Origin of the sequence: Trabulsiella odontotermitis (assembly GCF_001188485.1) — a bacterium.
Lineage (GTDB): Bacteria > Pseudomonadota > Gammaproteobacteria > Enterobacterales > Enterobacteriaceae > Trabulsiella > Trabulsiella odontotermitis_A.
In genome coordinates, this window is sequence record NZ_JNGH01000054.1 from 1 (window position 1) to 26807 (window position 26807).

Here is a 26807-nt window from a genome sequence, read left to right on the forward strand (position 1 = left end):
GCCAGGCATTAATTACGTGAAGAGGCCATCCGGAAGGATGGCCTTTTTGCGTTTTTGTGCATCTCAAATTCCCTCGAAATTGAAACTTTCTCACCTTTCGCTTCCAGACTCGACATTCGGGTAAATTCTGGTTATCTTCAGCTATCTGGATGTCTAAACGTTTATACGTATGCTGTGAGGTAACAAGGTTATGCCGATTCGGGTGCAGGACGAGCTACCAGCCGTCAAATTCTTGCGTGATGAAAACGTCTTTGTGATGACAGCATCGCGCGCTACAGGTCAGGAAATTCGCCCGCTGAAGGTGCTGATCCTTAACCTGATGCCAAAGAAGATCGAAACGGAAAACCAGTTCCTACGTTTGCTCTCGAACTCGCCGCTGCAGGTCGACATTCAGCTACTGCGCATCGATGCTCGCGAATCCCGCAATACACCGGCCGAGCATCTGAACAACTTCTACTGCAATTTTGACGACATCTGTCACGAAAACTTTGATGGACTGATCGTCACCGGCGCGCCGCTGGGGCTGGTTGAATTCAATGACGTTGCCTACTGGCCGCAAATCAGACAGGTACTTGAGTGGGCAAAAGATCATGTGACCTCAACGTTGTTTGTCTGTTGGGCCGTACAGGCGGCACTCAATATCCTCTACGGCATTCCCAAGCAAACCCGCACAGAAAAACTTTCCGGCGTTTATGAACATCATATTCTCCATCCTCATGCTTTGCTGACCCGCGGCTTTGATGATGCGTTCCTGGCGCCTCATTCACGCTACGCTGATTTCCCGGCGGCGCTTATTCGTGATTACACCGATCTCGAAATCCTGGCGGAAACGGACGACGGTGATGCCTACCTGTTTGCCAGCAAAGATAAACGCATCGCCTTCGTCACGGGTCACCCCGAATATGATGCTGATACTCTGGCGGGTGAATATTTTCGTGATGTTGAAGCGGGTCTGAATCCGGAAGTGCCCTATAACTATTTCCCGAAAAACGATCCGCAGAATCGTCCTCGCGCCAGCTGGCGAAGCCACGGCAACTTGCTGTTTACCAACTGGCTCAACTATTACGTCTACCAGATCACACCGTACGATCTGCGCCATATGAATCCAACGCTGGATTAATCTCCTGACATTCAGGATCCTAAAGCGTTTCAGCATTCCACCACAGGCACCTACGGGTGCCTTTTTCATTTCTGAAATCCACTTCATTCAGTAAATCAATTTTAAATTCTTTGTTATCAATACGTTGTGATGTTTTTATTTTAAAAATGGAAATTGTTTTTGATTTTGAAATTTAAATGAGTAGTCTTAAATGTGCTGAACGAAAACTGCACAACGATCGTTCGTTCACGTTGGGGGAATTTTAAAGGATCGACAACGAGGAGCTGCGACATGAATCAACAGGCAACAACCATCGATGAACTGGCGTTTAGTCAGCGACGTGGCGAGCAGGAAGAGCAAATCCTGACGCCGGAAGCCGTAGAGTTTCTGACCGAACTGGTGACGCGTTTCACGGCTAAACGCAATGCATTGCTGGCAGCCCGCGTCAAACAACAGCAGGAGATCGATGCCGGCGTGCTGCCTGATTTTATTTCGGAAACCAATTCCATTCGAGAAAGCGAGTGGACGATTCGCGGCATCCCGGATGATTTACTGGATCGTCGCGTCGAAATCACCGGCCCGGTCGAGCGCAAAATGGTCATTAACGCACTGAATGCAAATGTAAAAGTGTTCATGGCTGATTTTGAGGATTCGCTGGCGCCGAACTGGGAGAAAGTGATCGACGGGCAAATCAATCTGCGCGATGCGGTTAACGGCACCATCAGTTACACCAATGAAAACGGCAAAATTTATCAGCTGAAGCCCGACCCGGCAGTGCTGATCTGTCGCGTGCGCGGCCTGCATTTGCCCGAAAAACACGTTACCTGGCGCGGTGAAGCCATTCCGGGAAGCCTGTTTGATTTCGCGCTCTACTTCTTTCACAACTACAAAGCGCTGTTAGCCAAAGGCAGTGGTCCCTATTTTTACCTGCCGAAGACTCAGGCCTGGCAGGAAGCGGCCTGGTGGAGCGAGGTGTTCTGCTACACGGAAGATCGTTTCGATCTGCCACGCGGCACGATCAAAGCAACGCTGTTGATCGAAACGCTGCCCGCCGTGTTCCAGATGGACGAGATCCTGCACGCGCTGCGCGACCATATCGTTGGTCTGAACTGTGGCCGCTGGGATTACATCTTTAGTTATATCAAAACATTGAAGAATCACCCGGATCGCGTTCTGCCGGATCGTCAGGTTGTCACCATGGACAAACCGTTCCTGAGCGCCTACTCGCGTCTGCTGATCAAAACCTGTCACCGTCGCGGCGCATTTGCGATGGGCGGGATGGCGGCGTTCATTCCCAGCAAAGATGAAGAGCGCAACGCGCAGGTGCTGAAGAAAGTCAGAGCGGACAAAGAGCTGGAAGCGAAAAATGGCCACGATGGCACATGGGTTGCTCACCCGGGTCTGGCCGATACCGTCATGGACGTTTTCGACAGCATGCTGGGCGACAACCCGAACCAGCTCTTCGTGACGCGGGAAACGGATGCGCCGATTACCGCAGAACAGCTGCTGGCGCCCTGCGACGGTGAGCGCACGGAAGAGGGGATGCGCACCAATATTCGCGTCGCCGTACAGTACATCGAAGCCTGGATTTCCGGCAACGGCTGCGTGCCGATCTACGGCCTGATGGAAGACGCCGCCACCGCCGAGATCTCCCGTACGTCCATCTGGCAGTGGATCCACCACGAGAAGACGCTCAGTAACGGCAAACCCGTCACAAAATCCCTGTTCCGTCAGATGCTGCAAGAAGAGATGCGTGTCATTCAGGAAGAACTGGGCGAGGAGCGCTACAGCGGCGGCCGCTTTGAGGACGCTGCGCGCCTGATGGAAGAGATCACCACCTCTGACGAACTTATCGATTTCCTTACGCTGCCGGGCTACCGCCTGTTGCCATAACTCACCACATAACGACATGGAGCATTTGCATATGAAAACTCGTACCCAACAGATCGAAGAGTTACAAAAAGAATGGACACAACAAGCGCGCTGGGAAGGCATTCGTCGCCCTTACAGCGCGGACGAAGTGGTGAAATTACGCGGCTCAGTCAACCCGGAATGCACGCTGGCGCAACTGGGCGCAGCAAAAATGTGGCGTCTGCTGCATGGTGATGCGAAAAAAGGCTACATCAACAGCCTCGGCGCGCTGACCGGTGGCCAGGCGCTGCAGCAGGCTAAAGCGGGTATCGAAGCGATTTATCTGTCTGGCTGGCAGGTCGCGGCGGATGCGAACCTCGCGTCCAGCATGTACCCGGATCAGTCGCTATACCCGGCGAACTCGGTTCCTGCCGTGGTTGAGCGCATCAATAATACTTTCCGCCGCGCGGATCAGATCCAGTGGGCCGCCGGTATCGAACCAAACGATCCGCGTTTTATTGACTATTTCCTGCCGATCGTGGCCGACGCGGAAGCGGGTTTCGGCGGCGTGCTGAATGCCTTTGAACTGATGAAATCGATGATCGAAGCCGGTGCGGCGGCGGTTCACTTTGAAGATCAGCTGGCATCGGTGAAAAAATGCGGACACATGGGCGGCAAAGTGCTGGTCCCGACGCAGGAAGCGATCCAGAAACTGGTAGCCGCGCGTCTGGCTGCCGACGTCATGGGGGTTCCGACGCTGCTGGTTGCCCGCACCGATGCTGATGCTGCGGATCTGATCACCTCTGACTGCGATCCATATGACAGCAAATTCATCACTGGCGAGCGCACCAGCGAAGGCTTCTTCCGCACCCATGCTGGCATTGAACAGGCGATCAGTCGCGGCCTGGCGTATGCCCCGTATGCGGATCTGGTATGGTGCGAAACCTCCAAACCGGACCTCGATCAGGCGCGTCGTTTTGCGGAAGCCATCCACGCGAAATATCCGGGCAAACTGCTGGCCTACAACTGTTCACCGTCGTTTAACTGGAAGAAAAACCTCGACGATAACACCATCGCCAGCTTCCAGCAGCAACTGTCGGATATGGGTTACAAATTCCAGTTCATTACCCTCGCGGGTATTCACAGCATGTGGTACAGCATGTTCGATCTGGCGCACGCCTACGCACAGGGCGAGGGCATGAAGCACTATGTCGAAAAAGTCCAGCAGCCGGAATTCGCGGCGGGCAGCGAAGGCTATACCTTCGTGTCTCACCAGCAGGAAGTCGGCACCGGCTATTTCGACAAGGTCACCACCATCATTCAGGGCGGCGCATCGTCAGTCACCGCGCTGACGGGCTCCACCGAAGAAGATCAGTTCTGATAATCTTTCCCCTCTCCTACGGAGAGGGGCTACCGTGAGGGAAAACGATGCAGCGTGGCCTGGAATTATTGATTGCTCAAACCATACTTCAGGGCTTCGATGCGCAGTATGGCCGCTTTCTGGAAGTCACTTCCGGCGCGCAGCAGCGTTTCGAGCAGGCCGACTGGCACGCCGTGCAACAGGCCATGAAGCAGCGCATCCATCTTTACGATCATCATGTCGGTCTGGTGGTGGAACAACTGCGCTGCATCACCGGTGGCAGGAGTACGGACGCGGACTTCTTACTGGCAGTAAAAGAGCATTATACGCGTCTGTTGCCTGATTACCCCCGCTTCGAGATTGCCGAGAGTTTCTTTAATTCGGTCTATTGTCGTTTGTTTGATCACCGCTCGCTGACTCCGGATCGGCTCTTTATTTTCAGCTCCCAGCCCGAACGCCGTTTTCGCACGATCCCACGTCCGCTGGCGAAGGATTTCTATCCCGATCGCGGTTGGGGAACCTTGCTTACCAACGTTCTGTCCGATTTACCGCTGCGGCTGCCGTGGCAAAACAAATCGCGGGATGTGGAGTACATCATCGCGCATCTGACCGAAACGTTCGGGGCGCAGACGCTGCAACAGAGCTATCTGCAGGTGGCGAATGAGCTGTTTTATCGCAACAAAGCGGCCTGGTTGGTCGGAAAACTCTACACCCCGACGGCAACGTTGCCGCTGTTGCTGCCCATTCACCGCAGTGATGACGGCGAGCTGTTTGTCGATACCTGCCTGACGACCAGCGCCGAGGCCAGCATCGTGTTCGGTTTCGCCCGCTCCTATTTCATGGTTTACGCGCCGCTGCCTGCTGCACTGGTGGAATGGTTACGCGAGATCCTGCCCGGGAAAACCACGGCGGAGTTGTATATGGCGATTGGCTGCCAGAAACATGCGAAAACCGAAAGCTACCGTGAATATCTCAACTACATTCACGCCGCGGCGGATGAAAAATTCACCGAAGCGCCGGGCATTCGCGGCATGGTGATGCTGGTGTTTACGCTGCCGGGGTTTGACCGTGTCTTCAAGGTCATTAAAGACCGTTTTGCCCCGCAGAAAGAGGTGACGGCGGCGCACGTCCGCGCCTGCTATCAGCTGGTCAAAGAGCATGATCGCGTCGGGCGCATGGCCGACACCCAGGAGTTCGAAAACTTCGTACTGGAAAAGCAGCAAATTGACCCGGCGCTGATGTCGCTGCTGCTGACGGAAGCGCCGGAAAAAATCACCGATCTCGGCGACCGCATCAGCATCAGCCATCTTTATATCGAACGGCGAATGGTGCCGCTGAATATCTGGCTCGAACAGGTGGAAGGCCAGCCGTTGCGCGATGTCATTGAAGAATACGGCAACGCCATCCGTCAGCTTGCCGCCGCCAATATTTTCCCCGGCGATATGCTGTTCAAAAACTTTGGTGTCACGCGCCACGGGCGTGTGGTGTTCTACGATTACGACGAAATTTGCTACATGACGGAAGTGAATTTCCGCGATATTCCGCCGCCGCGCTATCCCGAAGATGAGCTTTCCGGCGAGCCGTGGTACAGCGTCTCACCGGGCGATGTGTTCCCGGAAGAGTTTCGCCACTGGCTGTGCGCCGACCCGCGCATCGGGCCGTTGTTTGAAGAGATGCACGCCGATCTGTTCCGTGCCGACTACTGGCGTGGCCTGCAAACGCGCATCAAAAACGGCCACGTTGAGGACGTCTATGCTTACCGCAGGCGGCAGCGTTTCAGCGTCCGCTACGGTAAGCAACCGCAGATCAATCAGGCGTAAAAATAACGCACCACATGAAAGAACACCGGCGCGGCAAAGCACAGGGAATCGATGCGATCCATCATCCCGCCGTGCCCTTCCAGCATCGCGCCGAAATCTTTCACGCCACGGTCACGTTTAATCGCAGACATACACAGGCCCCCGGCAAAACCGAGCAGGGTGATCAGCAGCGAGATAAAAAACGCTTCCACGACGTTGAAAGGCGTCACCCAGAACAGGGCTGCGCCAACGAGGCTGGCGCTCAGGATGCCGCCCACGAACCCTTCCACGGTTTTATTCGGACTGAGTTTCGGTACGATGGCGCGCTTACCCCACAGTTTGCCGAAGACGTACTGCAGCACGTCGGAAATCTGCACGACAATCATCATGAACAGCACCAGCTTGATATTTTCTCCTTCAAAGCCGGGAATGGAGAGCATCAGCAGCGCAGGCGCATGGCTGACGCAATAGACGGCAATCATCAGGCTCCACTGAATTTTGGCGCTACGCTCGAGAAACTGCCGGGTGTCGCTGGCGAGGGCAATGCGGGCTGGAATGAAGAGAAAGGCATAAACCGGAATAAACACGACAAATAAGTTGTACCACTGGATCCCGACCAGCAGATATTGCAGCGGCAGAATGACGAAAAAGCACCAGAACAGCGCTTCGTGATCCCCGCGGCGGGTGGGCGTCAGCGTGACGCATTCACGCAGGGCGAAGAACGACATCAGGGCAAACAGGACGACGGAACCGAGGGGGCCAATCAGTAGCGCAATGACCGAAATAGTACACATCACCCACCAGGCCCGGATGCGGGCGTTGAGATTGGTAATCGTGGCATTTTGCTTTTTTCTCGCCAGCAGATAGCCAATCAGGCTCGCGATCACCAGCAGGGTGAATAACCCCGTCAGCAGGAGCATCAATTCATGATCGGTCTTAATCATGGGAAAGCGCCTCCAGCGCGACTTTAGCACGGTCCAGGAATTCCGCCTTAGTTTCATCCTCTGCAGGGCCGCAGAGCGGGGAGCCAAACGTCGCGCTGCAAATAATGGGAACAACCAGCTTCGAGCCTTTCGGCAGCACGCGATTGAGGTTCTCCAGCCAGACCGGCACTAACTGCGCGTCCGGATAGCGCTGCATCAAATGATAAAGTCCGCTTTTGAATTCACCCAACGCCTCACCGTTGCCGCGCGTGCCTTCGGGAAAGAAAATCAGCGACTCCCGTTTTTCCAGCACCTCGATTAACGGTTCCAGCGGGTTTTCGCCGGACGCCGGTTTGCTGCTCTTGCCGTTACGCGCGATCAGCACCGCTCCGAAGATGCGCGAAGAGAGATAACGACGCAGGCGGCTTTTCTGCCAGTAATCGGCGGCGGCTACCGGGTGAACCTTATCCCGCATCGTGGCGGGCATACTGGCCCAGATCACCAGTCCGTCAAGATGGCTGCTGTGGTTGGCGAAATAGATTGTCGGCTGTTCGGCTTGCGGAACGGATTGCCAGCGGGCCTTAATGCCTGTCAGCAAACGGCACAGGCTGACCAGAAAAGCGCGCACCAGCGTTTTATCAGGAGTGAAACTCATGATGGCTCTCCTGTATTCAAGTCGCGAATAATTTTCCGCGTACGGTCGATGCAGGTGATGATTGTCCCCACCAGAATGACGATCAGCACGGCGAATCCGATCTGCTGCCCCCACTGCGGAACCACCGCAGCGACCAGCGCGCCTGCGGTTAGCAGCGCCATGCGATGCTGTTTCGCCATCGGGCCGCTGAAGCGCTGTGTCAGCCCACAGGTGCCGCCCAGCAGACGGACATAGGCCGTGGCGATGGCGAACAGCGCACAGGCCCAGCCCAGCACGACACCGGAAGAGAAGTGAATAAGTCCGTAGCCCATGCCGAGCAATAGCAGGGTGTCGGAGACCCTGTCGGGAAGTTCGTTATAGACCGCGCCCGCCGGGCTGCGTAAACCGCCTTCTACGGCCACCATGCCATCCAGCAGGTTACAGATTAATCTTCCCTGAATGCCTGCGGCAGCGACAACGAGCAACACGCGCTGCAGAAGCGTGTTATCGCTGCGCCAGACCAGCAAAAAGCACAGCGCGGCGATGGCAGCGAAAAGAATACTGAAGAGGGAGATGCCGTTGGGCGTACAGCCTTTACGGCGAAGATAGCGGGCGGCGGATGCGGCCCAGCGCGTCTCGCGCGCCCGGATGGGGCGGCGATCCTGGATGTCCTTTTCCATAGAGTGCTCATTTTCGGGTGTTGTTGAGCACAGAGTATACCGCTACGGCGGGGGGTTAANNGTCACCCGATCGTCGGTCATACGGGAAATTGGTCCGGAAATGGAGATGGCGGCAAACGGTTCGCGGTGTTCATCAAAAATGCAGGCCGCAATGCAGCGCAGACCCAGCGCGTGCTCTTCGTCATCGAATGAGTAGCCGCGCTTACGCGTTTGTGCCAGGTCTTCCTTCAGATGCACCGGCGACACCAGCGTGGCATGGGTATAGGCATGCAGCCCTTTGCGGTGCAGCAATGCGCTGACCTGTTCCTCGCTCAGCTGTGATAAAAAGGCTTTCCCGGCACCCGAGGCGTGCATCGGCAACTTACCGCCAATCGGCGCGGACATGCGCATCAACTGAGTACACTGGACCTGGTCGATGATAATGGCCTGATGATCGCTTTGATCGAGCACCGCGAGGTTCACCGTTTCGCCGGACGTTTCCATCAGCGAGCGCAACATCGGATGCACAATGGCCAGCAGGTTGCGGCTTTGCAAAAAACTGCTGCCGACGATAAACGCGTGAGCGCCTACCGTCCAGTGGCCGAGATCGCCAACCTGGCGAACGAAGCCCAGTTGCTGCATGGTAGTCAGCAGGCGGTGGGTGGTGGAATTAGGCAGTCCGGCCTGTTGCGCCAGCTCGGTCAGCGCCACGCTACCGTGGGATTCCGCAATCCACTCCAGCAATTTCAGACCGCGGGTCAGCGACTGGACTTGTCCAGCAGGCTGAGCGGCGGCAGGGGCGGCTTTTCTGCCGCGTTTGGCGGGAACGGTGGCAACCATAGCGGACTCCTTTTTCTGTATCGTGGAAATCATTTTCGTTTTATTCAGTAATAATGCAACCAATATCCTTACTCATCGGATGAGTTCTGTGAGGTAAATGAACTTGTCTCATGTTAAGGCCATGTGACTTTTCCGCACTGACGGTTTATGCCAGTATGGACTGCTGGCCTGTCGGCCTGGTTGATCGTTGTCGGGAGCACGTGTGAGCAACAAAGTTGAACAGCTGCATCAGCAGTTAAAAGAACGCATTCTGGTTCTGGACGGGGGCATGGGCACCATGATCCAGAGCTATCGTCTCGAAGAGCAGGATTTCCGCGGTGAACGTTTTGCCGACTGGCCCTGCGATCTGAAAGGTAACAATGACCTGCTGGCGATCACCCAACCGGAAACGATCGCCGCTATCCACTACGCGTACTTCGAAGCGGGTGCGGATATCATTGAAACCAATACGTTTAACTCGACGACTATCGCGATGGCGGATTACCAGATGGAATCCCTGTCGGCGGAAATCAACCTCGAAGCGGCAAAGCTGGCGCGCGCCTGCGCCGATGAATGGACCGCGCGCACGCCGGAAAAACCGCGCTACGTGGCGGGCGTGCTCGGCCCGACCAACCGCACGGCCTCTATTTCTCCAGACGTCAACGACCCGGCTTTCCGTAATATCACGTTTGATCAGCTGGTGGCGGCCTACCGTGAATCCACCCGCGCGCTGGTGGAAGGCGGCGCAGACCTGATTCTGATCGAAACTATCTTCGATACGCTCAACGCCAAAGCCGCAGTCTATGCGGTAAAAGAAGAGTTCGAGGCGCTGGGCGTTGATCTGCCGATCATGATTTCCGGCACCATCACCGATGCCTCAGGGCGTACGCTTTCCGGCCAGACGACCGAAGCGTTCTACAACTCCCTGCGCCATGCCGATGCGCTGACCTTTGGTTTGAACTGCGCATTAGGCCCGGACGAGCTGCGTCAGTACGTGCAGGAGTTGTCGCGCATTGCTGAATGCTACGTCACCGCGCACCCGAACGCCGGGCTGCCAAACGCCTTTGGTGAGTACGATCTTGACGCTGACACCATGGCAACGCAGATCCGCGAATGGGCAGAAGCTGGGTTCCTCAACATCGTCGGCGGCTGTTGCGGCACCACGCCGGAACACATCGCCGCCATGAGCCGCGCGGTGGAAGGTTTACCGCCGCGCCAGTTGCCGGAACTGCCGGTGGCCTGCCGTCTGTCCGGTCTCGAACCGCTGAATATTGGCGACGACAGCCTGTTTGTGAACGTCGGCGAGCGTACCAACGTCACCGGCTCGGCGAAATTTAAGCGCCTGATTAAAGAAGAGAAATACAGCGAAGCGCTGGACGTGGCGCGTCAGCAGGTAGACAGCGGCGCGCAGATCATCGACATCAACATGGATGAAGGGATGCTCGACGCCGAAGCGGCGATGGTGCGTTTCCTCAACCTGATTGCCGGTGAGCCGGATATCGCCCGCGTGCCGATCATGATCGACTCCTCTAAATGGGAGGTGATCGAAAAAGGGCTGAAATGTATTCAGGGTAAAGGCATCGTCAACTCCATCTCGATGAAAGAGGGCGTTGAGGCGTTTATCCATCATGCGAAAAAAGTGCGCCGCTACGGTGCGGCCGTGGTGGTCATGGCGTTTGATGAAGTCGGCCAGGCCGATACCCGCGAACGTAAAATTGAGATCTGTCGTCGTGCCTACAAAATCCTGACCGAAGAGGTGGGTTTCCCGCCAGAAGACATCATTTTCGACCCCAATATCTTCGCGGTCGCCACTGGCATTGAAGAGCACAACAACTACGCGCAGGACTTTATCGGCGCCTGCGAAGACATCAAACGCGAGCTGCCGCATGCGCTGATCTCTGGCGGCGTCTCCAACGTCTCTTTCTCGTTTCGCGGCAACGACCCGGTGCGCGAAGCCATTCACGCGGTGTTCCTCTATTACGCCATTCGCAACGGTATGGACATGGGCATCGTCAATGCAGGACAGCTGGCGATTTATGACGATCTGCCTGCCGAGTTGCGCGATGCCGTCGAGGACGTGATCCTCAACCGTCGCGACGACAGCACCGAGCGCATGCTGGAACTGGCGGAAAAATATCGCGGCAGCAAAGCCGACGATGGCGCGAACGGCCAGCAGGCGGAATGGCGTTCGTGGGACGTGAAAAAACGTCTCGAATATTCGCTGGTGAAAGGCATCACCGAGTTTATCGAACAGGACACCGAAGAGGCGCGCCAGCAGGCGGACCGCCCGATAGAAGTGATTGAAGGCCCATTGATGGACGGCATGAACGTCGTCGGGGATCTGTTCGGCGAGGGCAAAATGTTCCTGCCGCAGGTGGTGAAATCCGCCCGCGTGATGAAACAGGCGGTGGCGTACCTTGAGCCGTTTATCGAAGCCAGCAAAGAGAAGGGCTCGAGTAACGGCAAAATGGTCATTGCTACCGTGAAGGGCGACGTGCATGACATCGGCAAAAACATCGTCGGCGTGGTGTTGCAGTGCAACAACTATGAAATCGTCGATCTCGGCGTGATGGTGCCAGCGGATAAAATCCTCAAAACCGCCCGCGAGGTGAACGCCGATCTGATCGGGCTTTCCGGCCTTATCACTCCGTCGCTGGACGAAATGGTCAACGTGGCGAAGGAGATGGAGCGTCAGGGCTTCACCATTCCGCTGCTGATTGGCGGTGCGACGACCTCCAAAGCGCACACGGCGGTGAAGATCGAACAGAACTACAGCGGCCCGACGGTATACGTGCAGAACGCCTCGCGCACCGTTGGCGTGGTGTCGTCGTTACTCTCCGCCACCCAGCATGATGATTTTGTTGCCCGCACCCGCAAAGAGTATGAAACGGTGCGCATCCAGCACGCGCGCAAGAAACCACGCACGCCGCCGGTGACGCTGGACGCGGCGCGGGAAAACGATCTGGCGTTTGACTGGCGCAACTATACGCCGCCGGTGGCGCATCGCCTCGGCGTGCAGGCGGTTTCTGCCAGCATTGAAACCCTGCGTAATTACATCGACTGGACGCCGTTCTTTATGACCTGGTCGCTGGCGGGCAAATACCCGCGCATTCTGGAAGACGAGGTGGTGGGCGAAGAGGCCAAACGTCTGTTTAAAGACGCTAACGACATGCTCGACCAGCTTAGCGAGCAAAAAACGCTGAACCCGCGCGGAGTGGTGGGGTTGTTCCCGGCCAACCGCGTTGGTGATGACATCGAAATCTATCGTGATGAAACCCGGACGCATGTGCTGACGGTAAGCCATCACCTGCGCCAGCAGACGGAAAAAACCGGTTTTGCCAACTACTGCCTGGCGGATTTCGTCGCGCCGAAACTGTCCGGCAAAGCCGACTACATCGGCGCGTTCGCCGTGACCGGCGGGCTGGAAGAAGATGCACTGGCGGAGGCGTATGCAGCGCAGCATGATGATTACAATAAGATCATGGTGAAAGCGATCGCTGACCGTCTGGCGGAGGCGTTCGCAGAATACCTTCACGAACGGGTGCGCAAAGTCTACTGGGGCTACGCGGCGAATGAGAACCTCAGCAACGACGATCTGATCCGCGAAAACTACCAGGGCATTCGCCCGGCGCCTGGCTACCCGGCCTGCCCGGAGCACACCGAAAAAGGCACCATCTGGCAGTTGCTGGACGTCGAAACGCATACTGGCATGAAGCTCACCGAATCGTTCGCCATGTGGCCGGGCGCGTCGGTGTCGGGCTGGTACTTCAGCCATCCTGACAGCAAATACTTTGCCGTGGCGCAGATCCAGCGCGATCAGGTGGAGGATTATGCCCGTCGTAAAGGGATGAGCCTGGCAGAGGCTGAGCGCTGGTTAGCGCCGCACCTCGGTTACGACGCCGACTGATTCACAAAACTGTCATTTTTCTTTACAACAAACAGGGCGCTCTTCAGGCGCCTTGTCTCTTTATTGGTGGTAAAACCTTATACTAGAGAAAGGCCAGCCGCCTCAGGATAATAAAGATAAGGAGAAACTGCATCCGTGTTGACGTTGTTACACCTGCTTTCCGCTGTTTCCTTGCTGGTGTGGGGCACTCATATTGTTCGCACCGGCGTGATGCGTGTTTTTGGCGCGCGCTTGCGCACGGTGCTGAGCAATAGCGTAGAAAAGAAACCGCTCGCTTTCTGCGCGGGGATCGGTGTCACCGCGCTGGTGCAGAGCAGTAACGCCACCACGATGCTGGTTACGTCATTCGTGGCGCAGGATCTGGTGGCACTCACCCCTGCGCTGGTGATTGTGCTGGGCGCGGATGTGGGGACCGCGCTGATGGCGCGCGTGCTGACCTTCGATCTCTCCTGGCTGTCGCCGCTGCTGATTTTCATCGGCGTCATTTTCTTCCTCGGGCGTAAACAGACCCGCGCCGGGCAACTGGGACGCGTGGGGATTGGTCTCGGCCTGATCCTGCTGGCGCTGGAGCTTATCGTTCAGGCGGTACATCCGATCACCGAAGCGAGTGGCGTACAGGTGATTTTTGCCTCGCTGACCGGCGACATCATGCTGGATGCGCTGATTGGCGCGGTGTTCGCGCTGGTGAGTTACTCCAGCCTCGCCGCCGTGTTGTTGACCGCCACGCTCTCTGCTGCTGGGATCATCGCCTTCCCGGTGGCGCTCTGCCTGGTGATTGGTGCTAACCTCGGCTCCGGTCTGCTGGCGATGCTCAACAACAGCGCCGCCAATGCCGCCGCCCGCCGTGTGGCGCTGGGCAGTTTGCTCTTCAAGCTGGTGGGTAGCCTGATTATCCTGCCGTTTGTTCACCCGCTCGCCACAATGCTGCAAGAGCTACCGCTGGCCGAATCCGAGCTGGTGANCGCGTCTGAAACCGAAACACCTCGACACCACCGCGCTGGATACGCCTGCGCTGGCACTGGCCAATGCCGCGCGCGAAACCCTGCGTATGGGCGATGCCATGGAGCTGATGCTGGGGGGCCTGCACAACGTCATGCACGGCGAACCGCGTGAAGAGAAAGCGCTGCGCAAGTTGGCGGATGACATCAACGTGCTGTACACCGCCATCAAACTCTACCTGGCGCGGATGCCGAAAGAGGAACTGGCGGAAGAGGAATCCCGCCGCTGGGCAGAAATCATTGAGATGTCGCTGAACCTGGAGCAGGCCTCGGACATCGTCGAGCGCATGGGCAGCGAGATTGCCGACAAGTCGTTGGCCGCCCGCCGCGCCTTCTCGATTGAAGGGTTGAAAGAACTGGATGCGCTGTACGAGCAGTTACTCAGCAACCTACAACTGGCGATGTCGGTATTCTTCTCCGGCGACGTGCCCAGCGCCCGCCGTCTGCGCCGTAACAAACACCGTTTCCGTATTCTGAACCGCCGCTACTCACATGCTCACGTTGATCGGTTGCATCAGCAAAACGTGCAAAGCATCGAAACCAGTTCCCTGCACCTGGGTTTGCTTGGCGATATGAAGCGTCTGAACTCGCTGTTCTGTTCAGTGGCTTACAGCGTGATGGAGCAACCGGACGAAGACGACGAGCGGGATGATTATTAAACATCGGTGTTTCCCCATGCCCTGTGCTTTTATTACAGCCACGAAAGCCGATCAGCACTGATTTGCCGGATTTCACTTAATCACTGAAAGCACATCGCAAAGGCTCGTTTTCAGGCCGTACTTGATGCGCGAAGGAGTCAAAAATGAAAAAAAACGTTGATTGCAACATTCGCCATGTGACCACAGCGGAGACCAATATCTTCGCCGAGCTGGGTTTTGAAGAGAGTGAAGCGAAACGGCTGCAAGAAAGCGCCGAAAAAGAGGTGGAGTTACTGCTTGCTATCAAACGGCAACTGATGCAGGAAATTTCCACCTGGATTGCTGAAAATAAACTACGTCAGGCTGAGGTCGCGGTAAAACTCAATGTCACTCGTCCACGTGTCTCTGATGTGGTTAATCTCAAAACCAGTAAATTTACGCTCGACACGCTGGTGATGATGCTGAGCAAACTTGGCAAACCCGTCTCTGTAACCGTCGGCTAATCTTTTTACCGGTGCCAAGGTAAGGTATATTTCGCCTTTACAGGAGAAACTATGCTGCCAACCCAATCAACCCGATTAAACAAATACATTAGCGAAAGTGGAATTTGCTCACGTCGCGAGGCTGACCGCTATATCGAACAGGGGAACGTGTTTATCAACGGTAAACGCGCCACCATTGGCGATCAGGTCGTGGCGGGCGATGTGGTGAAAGTGAATGGTCAACTCATCGAACCGAGAAACGAAGAAGACCTGGTGTTTATCGCGTTGAACAAACCGGTTGGCATTGTGAGTACCACGGAAGACGGCGAACGGGATAACATCGTCGATTTCGTCAACCACAGCAGCCGTATTTTCCCGATTGGTCGCCTGGATAAAGACTCTCAAGGGCTGATCTTTCTGACCAACCACGGCGATCTGGTCAATAAAATTCTGCGTGCCGGTAACGACCACGAAAAAGAGTATCTGGTGACGGTGAACAAGCCGGTCACCGACGAGTTTATTCGCGGCATGGGCGCGGGCGTGCCGCCAAAGAAGTGCAAGGTTAAAAAGGAAGCGCCGTTTGTTTTTCGCATCACCCTCGTTCAGGGGCTGAACCGGCAAATCCGCCGCATGTGCGAATATTTTGGTTTTGAAGTGACGAAACTCGAACGTACGCGGATCATGAACGTCAGCCTTACCGGCATTCCGCAGGGCGAGTGGCGCGACCTGACCGACGATGAGCTGATCGAACTGTTTAAGCTCATCGAAGATTCGTCGTCAGAAGCGAAGCCGAAAACAAAGGCTAAAGCCAAACCGAAAACGCCGGCAGGGATGGCGAAAAAACCGGTGAGTAGTGGCGGGAAAACGATGGCTAAAACGCCTGCCGACATGGCCAACCGTAAGCGCTTTACCTCTCCAGGGCGGAAAAAGAAAGGGCGCTAATTAGCGCCTTCCACGGGTAGAGGTATTTGCCGACCAGGAAAAAGTCGCGTTCTCATCCGGTTTATACGCCTGCTTTTTCTTCAACTGGCGGGCTTTTTTAGCGTTGGCTTCACGCTGCGCCATCAGTTTGTCGATGTACTCTTTCTTAAGATGGTTGGTTTCAGCGTTGGTCAGCAGGCGACCATGCGCAATTCGCGCACGATCGAGCAGCGTTTTCAGCTCGCGCTGCTCGCTTTCCGTCATCTCTTTTTGAGTAATGCGGGGGAGTGCCATACCGATGCCCTCAGTCAGCCAGATAATTTAGTGTACGGCAATCCATGGTGGACTCATAGCGATGTCATCAACATATTGCGTGATGTCAGTCGGTAATGCCCTGATTAATCTATTCAGAAATGTTCCTGCCTTGCCTGCGGGAGGAGACATTGTGAGACAGATCACAGAAAAATGATCCTGTTTTGAACCCCAAAAATGTGACTCCCTCCCATCCCTCTTTTCCTGTGTTTCCTTATTATAAACTCGAAGTTGTACATGATTGTCTATAGACAACTCTAAATGTTCAGGTGCGCACCATGAAAACATTGAGGAAAAGTTCGCAAACTCCGCTTTATCAGCAGGTGGTGGAGTGGATAAGGGAAAGTATTTATAGCGGTGAACTCGTCGATGATGATCGGATCCCATCCGAATTTCAGATAATGGATATGCTTGAGGTCAGTCGCGGCACAGTTAAAAAAGCGGTAGACCAGCTGGTCAGGGAAGGTGTTCTGGTACAGGTACAGGGCAAAGGCACTTTCGTGAAGAAGGAAAACGTTGCCTACCCATTAGGTGAAGGATTGCTGTCTTTTGCTGAAGCACTAGCCAGCCAGAAAATAAACTTCACCACCAGTGTCATTACTTCCCGGCTGGAACCTGCCAACCGCCATGTGGCAGAGAAGCTGGGCATCAAACCAGGACAGGATGTGTTATTCCTTGAGCGTCTGCGTTCTATTGGTGATGAAAAAGTCATGTTGATTGAAAACCGTATCAATATTGACCTTTGCCCGGGCATTATGGATATAGATTTTACAAAGGAAAACTTATTCCCAACGATAGAAAGACTGTCTAATAAAAAAATAAGTTTTTCTGAGAGCCGTTACGCAGCTCGATTAATTGGTAATGAGCGAGGACATTATCTTGATATTGGTGAAGATGCGCCGGTTTTGCATCTTGAACAACTGGTCTTTTTCTCCAGAGGATTAGCGGTTGAGTTTGGTAATGTCTGGTTAAAAGGTAATAAATATTATCTTGGCACCATTTTGCAGCGCCGGGATGCTAACTAGCAAAGAGGAAATTATGCAGGACATTAATTTTCGACGTCATTATGTCAGACATCTTCCCAGGGGTGTCAGTCAGAATGAAATTATCAGGTCACTTGCCAGTCCGTTAATCAACGATGGCATGGTCGAACCTGATTTTGCGGACCACGTCATTGCCCGTGAAGAGAATTTTCCAACGGGTTTACCGGTGGAACCTATTGGGGTCGCTATCCCACATACTGATCATAAACATGTCAGGAAGAATGCGATCTGCGTGGGGATTTTGGCTGAGCCGGTTAGCTTTGAAGAAATGGGCGGTGAACCTGAACCTGTGCCCGTCCGGGTGGTTTTCATGCTTGCCCTCGGTGAGAGTAATAAACAGCTCAATGTGTTGGGTTGGGTCATGGATGTCATTCAGGATGGTGAGTTTATGCAGCGAATGCTCGTCATGAATGATGATGAAATTTATCAGTCTATTTACACACGCTTATCTGAAAGAGGTGAACTATGAGTCAAATGATATTATTTGTCTGTGCTACAGGCATTGCAACCTCCACGGCAGTGACAGAAAAAGTTATGGAGTATTGCAAAGAGCATGGACTCAACGTTAATTATTCTCAGACTAACGTGGCGTCACTACCTAACAATACTGATGGTGCAGCGCTGGTTGTTTCCACTACCAAAGTCCCCTATGAACTTGATATCCCAGTAGTCAATGGATTGCCAATTATTACAGGTGTAGGTGAAGAAAAAGTACTCGAGAGGATAGTTTCTATTCTTAAAGGTCAATCCTAATTTTATAAATATAAACTCAAAAACGTGTCCAGGCGCTAACGCGAGGTCTGGTTACGTCTGAAAAAGAGGTCTGATATGAATGATATAGCGCATTCCCTCTATACCGTTGTGCAGTATATCCTGGGCTTTGGTCCAACGGTTTTATTGCCACTGGTTCTTTTTTTCCTGGCATTGTTTTTTAAAGTTAAACCCGCAAAAGCACTTCGTTCATCATTAATTGTAGGTATTGGCTTTGTCGGTATTTATGCCATTTTTGACATCCTTACCAGTAATGTCGGCCCGGCCGCGCAGGCGATGGTTGAAAGAACCGGCATCAGTCTGCCTGTTGTGGATTTGGGGTGGCCGCCGCTGGCGGCGATTACATGGGGTTCTCCGGTCGCACCTTTTGTCATTCCGTTAACGATACTGATTAACGTCGCCATGCTGGCGCTGAACAGAACCCGGACTGTGGACGTGGACATGTGGAACTACTGGCACTTTGCGCTGGCAGGTACCCTGGTTTACTACAGCACCGGTAGCTTTGTCCTGGGACTCTCCGCTGCCGCACTGGCCGCTATCGTGGTCCTCAAACTGGCGGACTGGTCGGCTCCTTTGGTGGCGAAATACTTTGGTCTGGAAGGTATTTCACTTCCTACCTTGTCATCTGTGGTTTTCTTTCCGATCGGACTGCTGTTTGACAGAACCATTGACAAGATCCCGGGCCTGAACCGTATCCACATTGATCCGGAAAATGTGCAAAGAAAGCTGGGCATCTTTGGCGAACCGATGATGGTCGGAACTATTCTTGGTGTTCTGCTGGGTATTATTGCAGGTTACGACTTTAAACATATTCTGCTTCTTGGGATCAGCATCGGTGGTGTGATGTTCATTCTGCCCCGCATGGTGCGGATCCTGATGGAAGGCTTGCTGCCCTTGTCTGAAGCTATCAAAAAATACCTGAATACCAAATACCCTGATCGTGATGATCTTTATATCGGGCTGGATATTGCGGTGGCGGTAGGTAACCCGGCAATTATCTCCACAGCCCTTATTCTGACACCGGTCTCTGTTTTTATTGCATTTCTTCTTCCGGGCAATAAGGTTCTCCCGCTGGGTGACCTCGCGAACCTGGCAGTAATGGCATCAATGATTGTTCTGGCATGTCGTGGCAACATTTTCCGGGCTGTGATTACTGCAATTCCGGTGATTGTCGCCGACTTATGGATTGCGACGAAAATCGCGCCATTTATTACCAGTATGGCGAAAGACGTCAACTTCAAAATGGCTGAAGGATCCAGTGGTCAGGTATCAAGTTTCCTCGATGGGGGTAACCCTTTCCGTTTCTGGCTTCTTGAGATATTCAACGGAAATATCATCGCGATCGGCCTGATCCCGATTATTGCCCTGGTCATTTACGGCGTCTTTCGTCTGACAAAAGGAACGGTCTATGCCTGATTACCACGCAGCGCTTGTCATCGATATTGGTACCACCAACTGCAAAGTCAGCTGTTATTCCTGTCATGACGCGTCAGTTCTGGAAGTACGTAAATTTCCGACGCCAAAAAAGGAATCGGAGAACGGGGATGTTGATTTTGATATCGATACGCTGTGGCAGGCATTGCGGCGAGTGCTGGCTGAACTGATTTCTTTTTCCCCGTTTCCGGTGACAGATATCAGTATCACAAGTTTTGGTGAGTCTGGCGTGTTCGTGGATGAGAAAGGGACCATTCTCACCCCAATGCTGGCCTGGTATGACCGGCGTGGCGAATCTTATCTCACATCGCTAAGCGAGACAGAGAATGAGGAATTGTACGCAATTACAGGGTTACCGGTTCACAGTAATTACTCGGCATTCAAAATGCGCTGGTTGCTTGATAACTATGCGTTGCACGACCAAAAAAATATCTGTTGGTTACACGCACCAGAAGTACTGTTGTGGCGGTTGACAGGCGAGAAGCGGACAGATATTTCGCTGGCAAGCAGAACGCTGTGCCTGGACGTTTCCCAGCGGACATGGTCCCGCAGAGCGACGGCGATACTCGGCATTCCTTTCGAGGTACTGGCACCGCTGACTCGTCCGGGTGAAGTGGCCGGATGGGTAACGCCTGAACTCAGAAATGAACTGGGATTGACTCATAAGGTTAACGTCACCCTGGCTGGTCACGATCACATGGTAGGTGCCCGTGCGTTGCAAATGCGACCGGGCGATGTGCTTAACTCTACAGGAACGACAGAAGGTATTTTGCTTCTGAATACTCAACCGACTCTGAATGCGCAGGCCAGGCGGGATAAGCTGGCAAACGGATGCTATTCCGACGGTGAGTTTTTCACGCTCTTTGCCTCCTTACCTGTCGGAGGTTATGCGCTCGAATGGGTGCAGAAAACGTTTCGTTTAAACGCGGAAGACATCAGTGTCGGCCTGGAAAAAGTCATGGAGAACTATCTGCAATCATCCTGGTCAGCAGACCATGTGCCGATATTTATCCCTCACTTACGGGGGGCGGGTTCGCCAAACAAAAATCGTCATTCTCGTGGTCTGTTATTCGGTCTGACTGATGCTCTGGATACGGAGACGCTGCTTGAAAGTGTATTTATCGGCCTGGTTATGGAATTCGCTCACTGTTACGACTGCTTTACTATTCCGGCCGACAGCATATTGAAAGTCATTGGTCCTGCAGTAAAAAACCCGTTCTGGTTGCAATTGAAGGCTGACATTCTTCAATGCCCGGTAGAAGCAATTACTTTCGATGAAACAGTCTCCGTTGGAGCACTTTTGATGGCCTGTCCGGATGTCGTATTACCCTCACCCCCTGTTGTTGAATGGTATCTGCCTGACACAGGACGGTCGGTGAAATTAAAAGAATATCAACAAAAATGGCAGGCGTTTTATCGCTTTAAATTATTGCAGGAGGGAATTATTAAAGACGAATAGCAGTTGAGAATTCATTAATTCGACAATTTATTTATCTTCATCGCCAAGATATGAGGAGTTAATATGCCTTTAGTTAACGGTAGGATCTTGCTCGACTGTATTCGGGAAAAACGTGTGCTGGCAGGCGCATTTAATACCACTAACCTGGAAACCACTATTTCTATTCTGAACGCAATAGAACGTTCCGGATTACCTAATTTCATTCAGATTGCGCCCACTAACGCGCAGCTTTCTGGTTATGATTACATTTATGAAATAGTGAAGCGCTATGCCAATAAAATGGATGTTCCGGTCAGTCTGCATCTGGATCACGGAAAAACATTAGATGATGTCAAACAGGCTGTCAGAGCCGGATTTACTTCGGTAATGATTGATGGAGCGGCATTACCCTTCGAAGAAAACATCGCTTTTACCCGTGAAGCCGTGGATTTCTGTAAATCATTTGGGGTTCCTGTCGAAGCTGAACTGGGCGCAATTCTTGGTAAGGAAGATGACCATGTCAGCGAAGCTGACTGCAAAACCGAGCCTGAGAAAGTTCAGCGTTTCGTTGAAGAAACAGGCTGTGACATGCTGGCCGTATCGATCGGTAATGTGCACGGTCTGGAGGATGTTCCGCGCATTGATATCCCGTTGTTGCAACGTATTGCCTCTGTCAGCTCAGTCCCTTTGGTTATTCATGGGGGTTCAGGCATTGACGCGGATATTCTGCGAAGCTTTGTTAATTACAAAGTCGCCAAAGTTAATATTGCCAGCGATTTACGCAAGGCTTTTATTACAACAGTCGGAAAAGCATGGGTAAATAATAACAACGAGGCTAATCTCGCTCGCGTCATGGCGAATGCGAAACAGGCGGTTGAAGATGATGTTTATTCTAAAATTCTGATGATGAATAAAACACATCCCGCATTGCGTAAAGCATCTTAAGGAGGCGACATGATCCGGCAAAAAGTACGTGTTGTTAACAGCACGGGTTTGCATGCCCGCCCGGCGGCAACGCTGGCTAAGATTGTCAAAAAATACCAGTCATCACTGACGCTGGTTAATAATGACAAAGAAATACCCATCAAGGGAATGATGAGTATCCTTGGCGCAGGCGTAAAGGGAAATACGATGGTTGATTTAATCTGTGACGGGCAGGACGAACTGGCCTTTATGACCGAATTAAAAAGTGCCTTTGCGAATGGTTTTGGTGAGCCGTCGTAGATAAATAAAAAGAGGCGATACAGAGGGTCATAGAAGCTTTCTGTATCGCTTATTTTTAACGGAGGTAAAAACCATTAAAGATGCAGCACCTTAATGTTCAGCACCGGTGTTAGCCGTCTTAACGGGCTTTTCATCAACCGGCTTACCGGACCAGTACCCCGCCAGCAGGGAACCTGACAGGTTATGCCAGACGGAGAACAGCGCGCCGGGAAGGGCGGCGAGTGGGCCGAAGTAGATTTTGCCGAGCGCGGCGGCAAGCCCGGAGTTCTGCATGCCGACTTCAATCGCCAGCGTACGGCAGGTGGATTCATCAAAGCCAAACAGACGTCCACCCCAGTAACCGCCCAGCAGACCGATGCTGTTATGCAGGATAACGGCAACGATCACCACCAGGCCTACCGACGCGATATGCGATGCGGAACCCGCGACCACGGCGCTGATAATCGCCAGAATACACACCATTGAAAAGGCTGGCAGATACGGCTCCACCGCTTTTACCACGCGCGGCAGCAGATGATGCACCACCAGCCCCAGCGCGATCGGAATCACCACGATTTGCAGAATGCTGAGCAGCATCCCCATCACGTCCACCTGGATGTGGGCGTCAACGTACAGGCGCGTCAACAGCGGGGTGGCGACCACCCCCACCAGCGTTGATACCGACGAAATCGTCACCGACAGCGCTACGTCGCCTTTCGCCAGATAGATCATGACGTTTGACGCGGTGCCACTGGCCACGCTACCCACAAGCACCATGCCTGCGGACAACTCCGGCGGCATACGGAACACCAGCGCCAGCAACCAAGCGGCGAGCGGCATGACCAGGTAGTGCAGGAAAATCCCCGCGGCGACCGGTGCCGGGCGCGACAGCACGCGTTTAAAATCATCGACTTTCAGGTGTACGCCCATACCAAACATAATCAGCATCAGCAGCGTAGTGACCCAGGGGCCAATCGGGGTAAAGGTAGAGGGCGTGTAATACGCAATAACAGAAAGCAGCAGCGCCCATAACGGGAACAGCCTGGTGATAAAACCTAACATAATGTATTCCTTGCGATAGTGTTGTGTTGTGCTTTTATAAAAAAGCCGGGTTCGAGCCCGGCCATAGTTATTGTTTATCGCGTGGTGGAATTTTATTCAAACAAATTATGGTGAAGTTTCTGCACCACCTTTTCCGATTCGCCACCAGGCACCAGGAAGCACAGGTTGTAGCTGGAAGCACCGTAGCAAATCATGCGGATGTTGAACGGCTCCAGCACGCCAAACACCTCTTTGCCGACGCCGCAGGCGCGGGAAAGGTGGTTGCCAATCAGCGCCACCAGCGCCAGCCCTTCTTCGACTTCAACGCGGCACAAGGAGGAGAGTTCCGTCAGCAGCGCCTGGGTCAGCAGCGTATCGCCGGTCGAGGTTGAGCCGGTGGTGTCCAGCGTCAGCGCGATACTCACCTCTGAGGTGGTGATGAGATCGACCGAAATATTGTGACGCGCCAGAATGCCGAACACCTCCGCCAGGAAGCCGCGGGAGTGCAGCATATTCAGGCTGTGCAGCGTCACCAGCGTCTGGTTACGGCGCAGCGCCAGCGCGCGGAACAGCGGCGGATTCTCGGTTTTATTGCATACCATCGTGCCGCCCGCTTTTGGATCTTTGCTTGAACCGACGAATACCGGAATTTCGCTGCGCACGGCGGGCAGTAGCGTCGCCGGATGCAGCACTTTTGCGCCAAAGGTGGCCATTTCGGCGGCTTCCTCAAAGGCGATTTCATCAATGCGTCTTGCGTCCGGCACGATGCGCGGGTCGGTGGTGTAAATGCCCGGCACGTCGGTCCAGATATCCACACGTTTTGCGTTCAACGCTTCCGCCAGCAGCGCGGCGGTGTAGTCGCTGCCGCCGCGACCCAGCGTGGTGGTGCGGCCTTTGGCTTCGCTGCCGATAAAGCCCTGAGTGATGACCATATCTTCTTCCAGACGTGGTGCGAGCTGCAGGGTGCAAAGCTCTGACAGCGCAGCGATATCCGGCTCAGCACGACCAAAGCGATCGTTGGTGCGCATCACTTTACGCACGTCAAACCACTGCGCCTGAACCCCGCGCTCACGCAGAATCTCTACAAACAGCAAGGTGGACATCAGTTCGCCGTGGCTGACCAGTTCATCGGTCAGCGCATTGGACGTCGCCAGCGATGCGGCTTCCGCCAGCGTCGTGATATTTTCCAGCAGGCGCTCAATTTCTTCGCGGATCACATTTGGATTCTGCAGGCGATCGAGAATAGCGAACTGGATTTGACGAATGGCATCGAGTCTGGCGAAACGCTCAGTGGCTTCCAGGCCTTCTGCCAGTGCCACCAGCAGGTTGGTAATGCCCGCCGAGGCGGAGAGTACCACCAGCCGGGTAGTTGGATCGGTGAGTACGACGTCCGCGCTGCGATTCATCGCGTCGAAGTCAGCCACGCTGGTACCGCCAAATTTGGCGACGACTAAATCTGTCATAACAACCTCGTGTCAGGGAATGAAAAGAGTGACCTTGGCACAAGAGCAGAACATTAATCGAACCAGGCGCAGGTACCGTATTCATAAATAAAATGTGAGGCCGGGCGCTGTCAACGCTTAGGTTATGCGGATTTTTTATACTGCGCCGGAATCAAGAAATCTCGCTTATAAAAGTGTGATTACGCATCGTTTTTTAGCCGCTTTTGCCCTCTTCCTGAAAAACCATCACAATTTTTATCCGCAGGCGCTACAATCGACCCAGGTCACAATTTTCAAATCAGACGAGTATTGCTATGAAAAATATCAATCCCACGCAGACTTCAGCCTGGCAGGCACTACAGAAACACTACGAGGAGATGAAGGACGTCACTATCGCGGAATTATTCGCGAAAGACAGCGATCGTTTCTCGGCATTTTCCGCGACCTTTGACGATTTGATGCTGGTGGACTTCTCCAAAAACCGCATCACGGCTGAGACCCTGGCAAAACTGCAGGATCTGGCGAAAGAGACCGATCTGGCAGGCGCCATCAAGTCCATGTTCTCGGGCGAAAAAATCAACCGTACCGAAGACCGTGCCGTGCTGCACGTTGCGCTGCGCAACCGTAGCAATACCCCGATTGTGGTGGATGGCAAGGACGTAATGCCGGAAGTGAACGCGGTGCTGGAAAAGATGAAAAGCTTCTCGGAAGCCATCATCTCCGGTAGCTGGAAAGGCTACACCGGCAAGCCGATCACCGACGTGGTGNACCGAAGCGCTGCGCCCGTACAAAAATCATCTCAACATGCACTTCGTCTCTAACGTCGATGGCACCCACATCGCCGAAGTGCTGAAAAAAGTGAACCCGGAAACCACGCTGTTCCTGGTCGCCTCTAAAACCTTCACCACCCAGGAAACGATGACCAACGCCCACAGCGCACGCGACTGGTTCCTGAACACTGCTGGCGATCAAAAACACGTGGCGAAACACTTTGCTGCGCTGTCCACCAACGCCAACGCCGTCGGTGAGTTCGGCATTGATACCGCTAATATGTTCGAGTTCTGGGACTGGGTCGGCGGTCGTTATTCCCTGTGGTCGGCGATTGGTCTGTCGATCATCCTGTCCGTGGGCTTCGATAATTTTGTGGAACTGCTCTCCGGCGCACACGCGATGGACAAGCACTTCTCCACCACGGCACCAGAGAAAAACCTGCCGGTGCTGCTGGCGCTGATCGGTATCTGGTACAACAACTTCTTTGGTGCGGAAACCGAAGCCATTCTGCCGTACGACCAGTACATGCATCGCTTTGCGGCTTACTTCCAGCAGGGCAACATGGAATCCAACGGTAAGTACGTCGACCGTAACGGCAACAAAGTGGATCACCAGACCGGGCCTATCATCTGGGGTGAGCCAGGCACCAACGGTCAGCATGCGTTCTACCAGCTGATTCACCAGGGCACCAAAATGGTGCCGTGCGACTTTATCGCGCCATCCATCTCCCACAACCCGCTGTCCGATCACCATCCGAAGCTGCTGTCTAACTTCTTCGCCCAGACTGAAGCGCTGGCGTTCGGTAAATCCCGTGACGTGGTTGAACAGGAATACCGCGATCAGGGTAAAGATCCGGCAACGCTGGAACACGTGGTGCCGTTTAAAGTGTTCGAAGGCAACCGCCCGACCAACTCCATCCTGCTACGTGAAATCACCCCGTACAGCCTGGGTGCGCTGATTGCGCTGTATGAGCACAAAATCTTTACCCAGGGCGTGATCCTGAACATCTATACCTTCGATCAGTGGGGCGTTGAGCTTGGCAAACAGCTGGCGAACCGCATCCTGCCGGAGCTGAAAGATGATAAAGCCATCAGCAGCCACGACAGCTCCACTAACGGTCTGATTAACCGTTATAAGCAATGGCGTGGGTAATTAATATTGAATAATTAATGCCGGCGAAATGCCGGCATTTTTTTATCGGATAATTCTTGTTGTCCATTACGTAGCGCAAATTTCTTATCTGAGTTTTATCTGAAAAGGCT

At 53.8% G+C, this 26807-nt stretch carries 20 protein-coding genes and 3 pseudogenes; 16 read left to right on the forward strand and 7 right to left on the reverse strand.

Features of this window, described 5'->3' with window-relative positions; genetic code table 11:
* Positions 1–190 precede the first annotated feature (190 nt).
* The 4 genes from metA to aceK all read left to right on the forward strand — a co-directional run bounded on the left by metA (position 191) and on the right by aceK (position 6130).
* Positions 191–1120 carry a homoserine O-acetyltransferase MetA gene (metA, locus tag GM30_RS03855; protein WP_049847556.1) on the forward strand — a complete coding sequence of 310 codons (930 nt, stop codon included), beginning with the start codon at positions 191–193 and terminating at the stop codon, positions 1118–1120.
* Between the two features lie 270 nt (positions 1121–1390).
* Positions 1391–2992, forward strand: a complete 1602-nt coding sequence (gene aceB, locus GM30_RS03860) for a malate synthase A (RefSeq protein WP_049847557.1) — start codon at positions 1391–1393, stop codon at positions 2990–2992.
* A gap of 31 nt (positions 2993–3023) precedes the next feature.
* Positions 3024–4331: an isocitrate lyase gene (aceA, locus tag GM30_RS03865; RefSeq protein WP_049847558.1), complete on the forward strand. Its 1308-nt coding sequence runs from the start codon at positions 3024–3026 to the stop codon at positions 4329–4331.
* Between the two features lie 47 nt (positions 4332–4378).
* Positions 4379–6130 (forward strand): bifunctional isocitrate dehydrogenase kinase/phosphatase, encoded by a 1752-nt coding sequence (gene aceK / locus GM30_RS03870; RefSeq protein ID WP_049847559.1) that lies wholly within the window; start codon positions 4379–4381, stop codon positions 6128–6130.
* On the opposite strand, the gene GM30_RS03875 is transcribed toward aceK, so the two are convergent.
* The 4 genes and pseudogenes from GM30_RS03875 to iclR all read right to left on the reverse strand — a co-directional run.
* The gene (locus GM30_RS03875; protein ID WP_049847560.1) at positions 6121–7053 is read right to left on the reverse strand and encodes a phosphatidate cytidylyltransferase; all 933 of its coding nucleotides are present in this window, start codon (positions 7051–7053) and stop codon (positions 6121–6123) included. The genes aceK and GM30_RS03875 overlap by 10 nt on opposite strands.
* The gene (locus GM30_RS03880) at positions 7046–7687 is read right to left on the reverse strand and encodes a lysophospholipid acyltransferase family protein (protein ID WP_049847561.1); all 642 of its coding nucleotides are present in this window, start codon (positions 7685–7687) and stop codon (positions 7046–7048) included. The genes GM30_RS03875 and GM30_RS03880 overlap by 8 nt, the downstream gene beginning before the upstream one ends.
* Entirely contained in the window at positions 7684–8346 is a 663-nt protein-coding gene (locus GM30_RS03885; protein WP_049847562.1) for a CDP-alcohol phosphatidyltransferase family protein, read from the reverse strand. The genes GM30_RS03880 and GM30_RS03885 overlap by 4 nt, the downstream gene beginning before the upstream one ends.
* A gap of 63 nt (positions 8347–8409) precedes the next feature.
* Positions 8410–9165, reverse strand: a pseudogene (gene iclR, locus GM30_RS03890) (glyoxylate bypass operon transcriptional repressor IclR); the annotation flags it as partial.
* Between the two features lie 202 nt (positions 9166–9367).
* On the opposite strand from iclR, the gene metH reads away from it, so the two are divergent.
* From metH to rluF, 4 genes and pseudogenes are all read left to right on the forward strand, one after another.
* Positions 9368–13051 carry a methionine synthase gene (metH, locus tag GM30_RS03895; protein ID WP_049847564.1) on the forward strand — a complete coding sequence of 1228 codons (3684 nt, stop codon included), beginning with the start codon at positions 9368–9370 and terminating at the stop codon, positions 13049–13051.
* A 135-nt stretch (positions 13052–13186) separates the two neighbouring features.
* Positions 13187–14708, forward strand: a pseudogene (locus GM30_RS03900) (Na/Pi cotransporter family protein).
* Positions 14709–14851: 143 nt separating this feature from the next.
* A complete protein-coding gene (locus GM30_RS03905) occupies positions 14852–15190 on the forward strand; it encodes a helix-turn-helix domain-containing protein (protein ID WP_049847565.1) in 339 nt (112 codons plus the stop codon).
* Between the two features lie 51 nt (positions 15191–15241).
* Positions 15242–16111, forward strand: coding sequence for a 23S rRNA pseudouridine(2604) synthase RluF (gene rluF / locus GM30_RS03910; RefSeq protein ID WP_049847566.1), 870 nt, complete (start codon positions 15242–15244; stop codon positions 16109–16111).
* Here the strand turns inward: rluF and GM30_RS03915 are convergent, their stop codons facing one another.
* A complete protein-coding gene (locus tag GM30_RS03915) occupies positions 16112–16384 on the reverse strand; it encodes a YjbD family protein (RefSeq protein ID WP_049847567.1) in 273 nt (90 codons plus the stop codon).
* Positions 16385–16680: 296 nt separating this feature from the next.
* Here GM30_RS03915 and GM30_RS03920 point away from each other — a divergent pair, with 296 nt between their 5' ends.
* The 7 genes from GM30_RS03920 (at position 16681) to GM30_RS03950 (ending at position 22312) form a co-directional block, all read left to right on the forward strand.
* Positions 16681–17427, forward strand: a complete 747-nt coding sequence (locus tag GM30_RS03920; protein WP_049847568.1) for a GntR family transcriptional regulator — start codon at positions 16681–16683, stop codon at positions 17425–17427.
* Between the two features lie 13 nt (positions 17428–17440).
* Positions 17441–17914: a PTS sugar transporter subunit IIA gene (locus GM30_RS03925; protein ID WP_049847569.1), complete on the forward strand. Its 474-nt coding sequence runs from the start codon at positions 17441–17443 to the stop codon at positions 17912–17914.
* Positions 17911–18198, forward strand: coding sequence for a PTS sugar transporter subunit IIB (locus tag GM30_RS03930; RefSeq protein WP_049847570.1), 288 nt, complete (start codon positions 17911–17913; stop codon positions 18196–18198). The genes GM30_RS03925 and GM30_RS03930 overlap by 4 nt, the downstream gene beginning before the upstream one ends.
* A 75-nt stretch (positions 18199–18273) precedes the next feature.
* Positions 18274–19632 (forward strand): PTS galactitol transporter subunit IIC, encoded by a 1359-nt coding sequence (locus tag GM30_RS03935; protein WP_049847571.1) that lies wholly within the window; start codon positions 18274–18276, stop codon positions 19630–19632.
* Positions 19625–21109, forward strand: a complete 1485-nt coding sequence (locus GM30_RS03940; RefSeq protein ID WP_049847572.1) for an FGGY-family carbohydrate kinase — start codon at positions 19625–19627, stop codon at positions 21107–21109. Before GM30_RS03935 ends, GM30_RS03940 begins: the two co-directional genes overlap by 8 nt.
* 63 nt (positions 21110–21172) lie before the next feature.
* The gene (locus GM30_RS03945; RefSeq protein ID WP_049847573.1) at positions 21173–22033 is read left to right on the forward strand and encodes a class II aldolase; all 861 of its coding nucleotides are present in this window, start codon (positions 21173–21175) and stop codon (positions 22031–22033) included.
* A gap of 9 nt (positions 22034–22042) precedes the next feature.
* Positions 22043–22312: an HPr family phosphocarrier protein gene (locus GM30_RS03950; RefSeq protein WP_049847574.1), complete on the forward strand. Its 270-nt coding sequence runs from the start codon at positions 22043–22045 to the stop codon at positions 22310–22312.
* Positions 22313–22402: 90 nt separating this feature from the next.
* Here GM30_RS03950 and panS read toward each other — a convergent pair whose 3' ends face one another.
* Positions 22403–23353 carry a ketopantoate/pantoate/pantothenate transporter PanS gene (panS, locus tag GM30_RS03955; protein WP_049847575.1) on the reverse strand — a complete coding sequence of 317 codons (951 nt, stop codon included), beginning with the start codon at positions 23351–23353 and terminating at the stop codon, positions 22403–22405.
* Positions 23354–23445: 92 nt separating this feature from the next.
* Positions 23446–24795: a lysine-sensitive aspartokinase 3 gene (gene lysC / locus GM30_RS03960; protein WP_049847576.1), complete on the reverse strand. Its 1350-nt coding sequence runs from the start codon at positions 24793–24795 to the stop codon at positions 23446–23448.
* Positions 24796–25088: 293 nt separating this feature from the next.
* On the opposite strand from lysC, the pseudogene pgi reads away from it, so the two are divergent.
* Positions 25089–26697, forward strand: a pseudogene (pgi, locus tag GM30_RS03965) (glucose-6-phosphate isomerase).
* Positions 26698–26807: the final 110 nt, after the last annotated feature.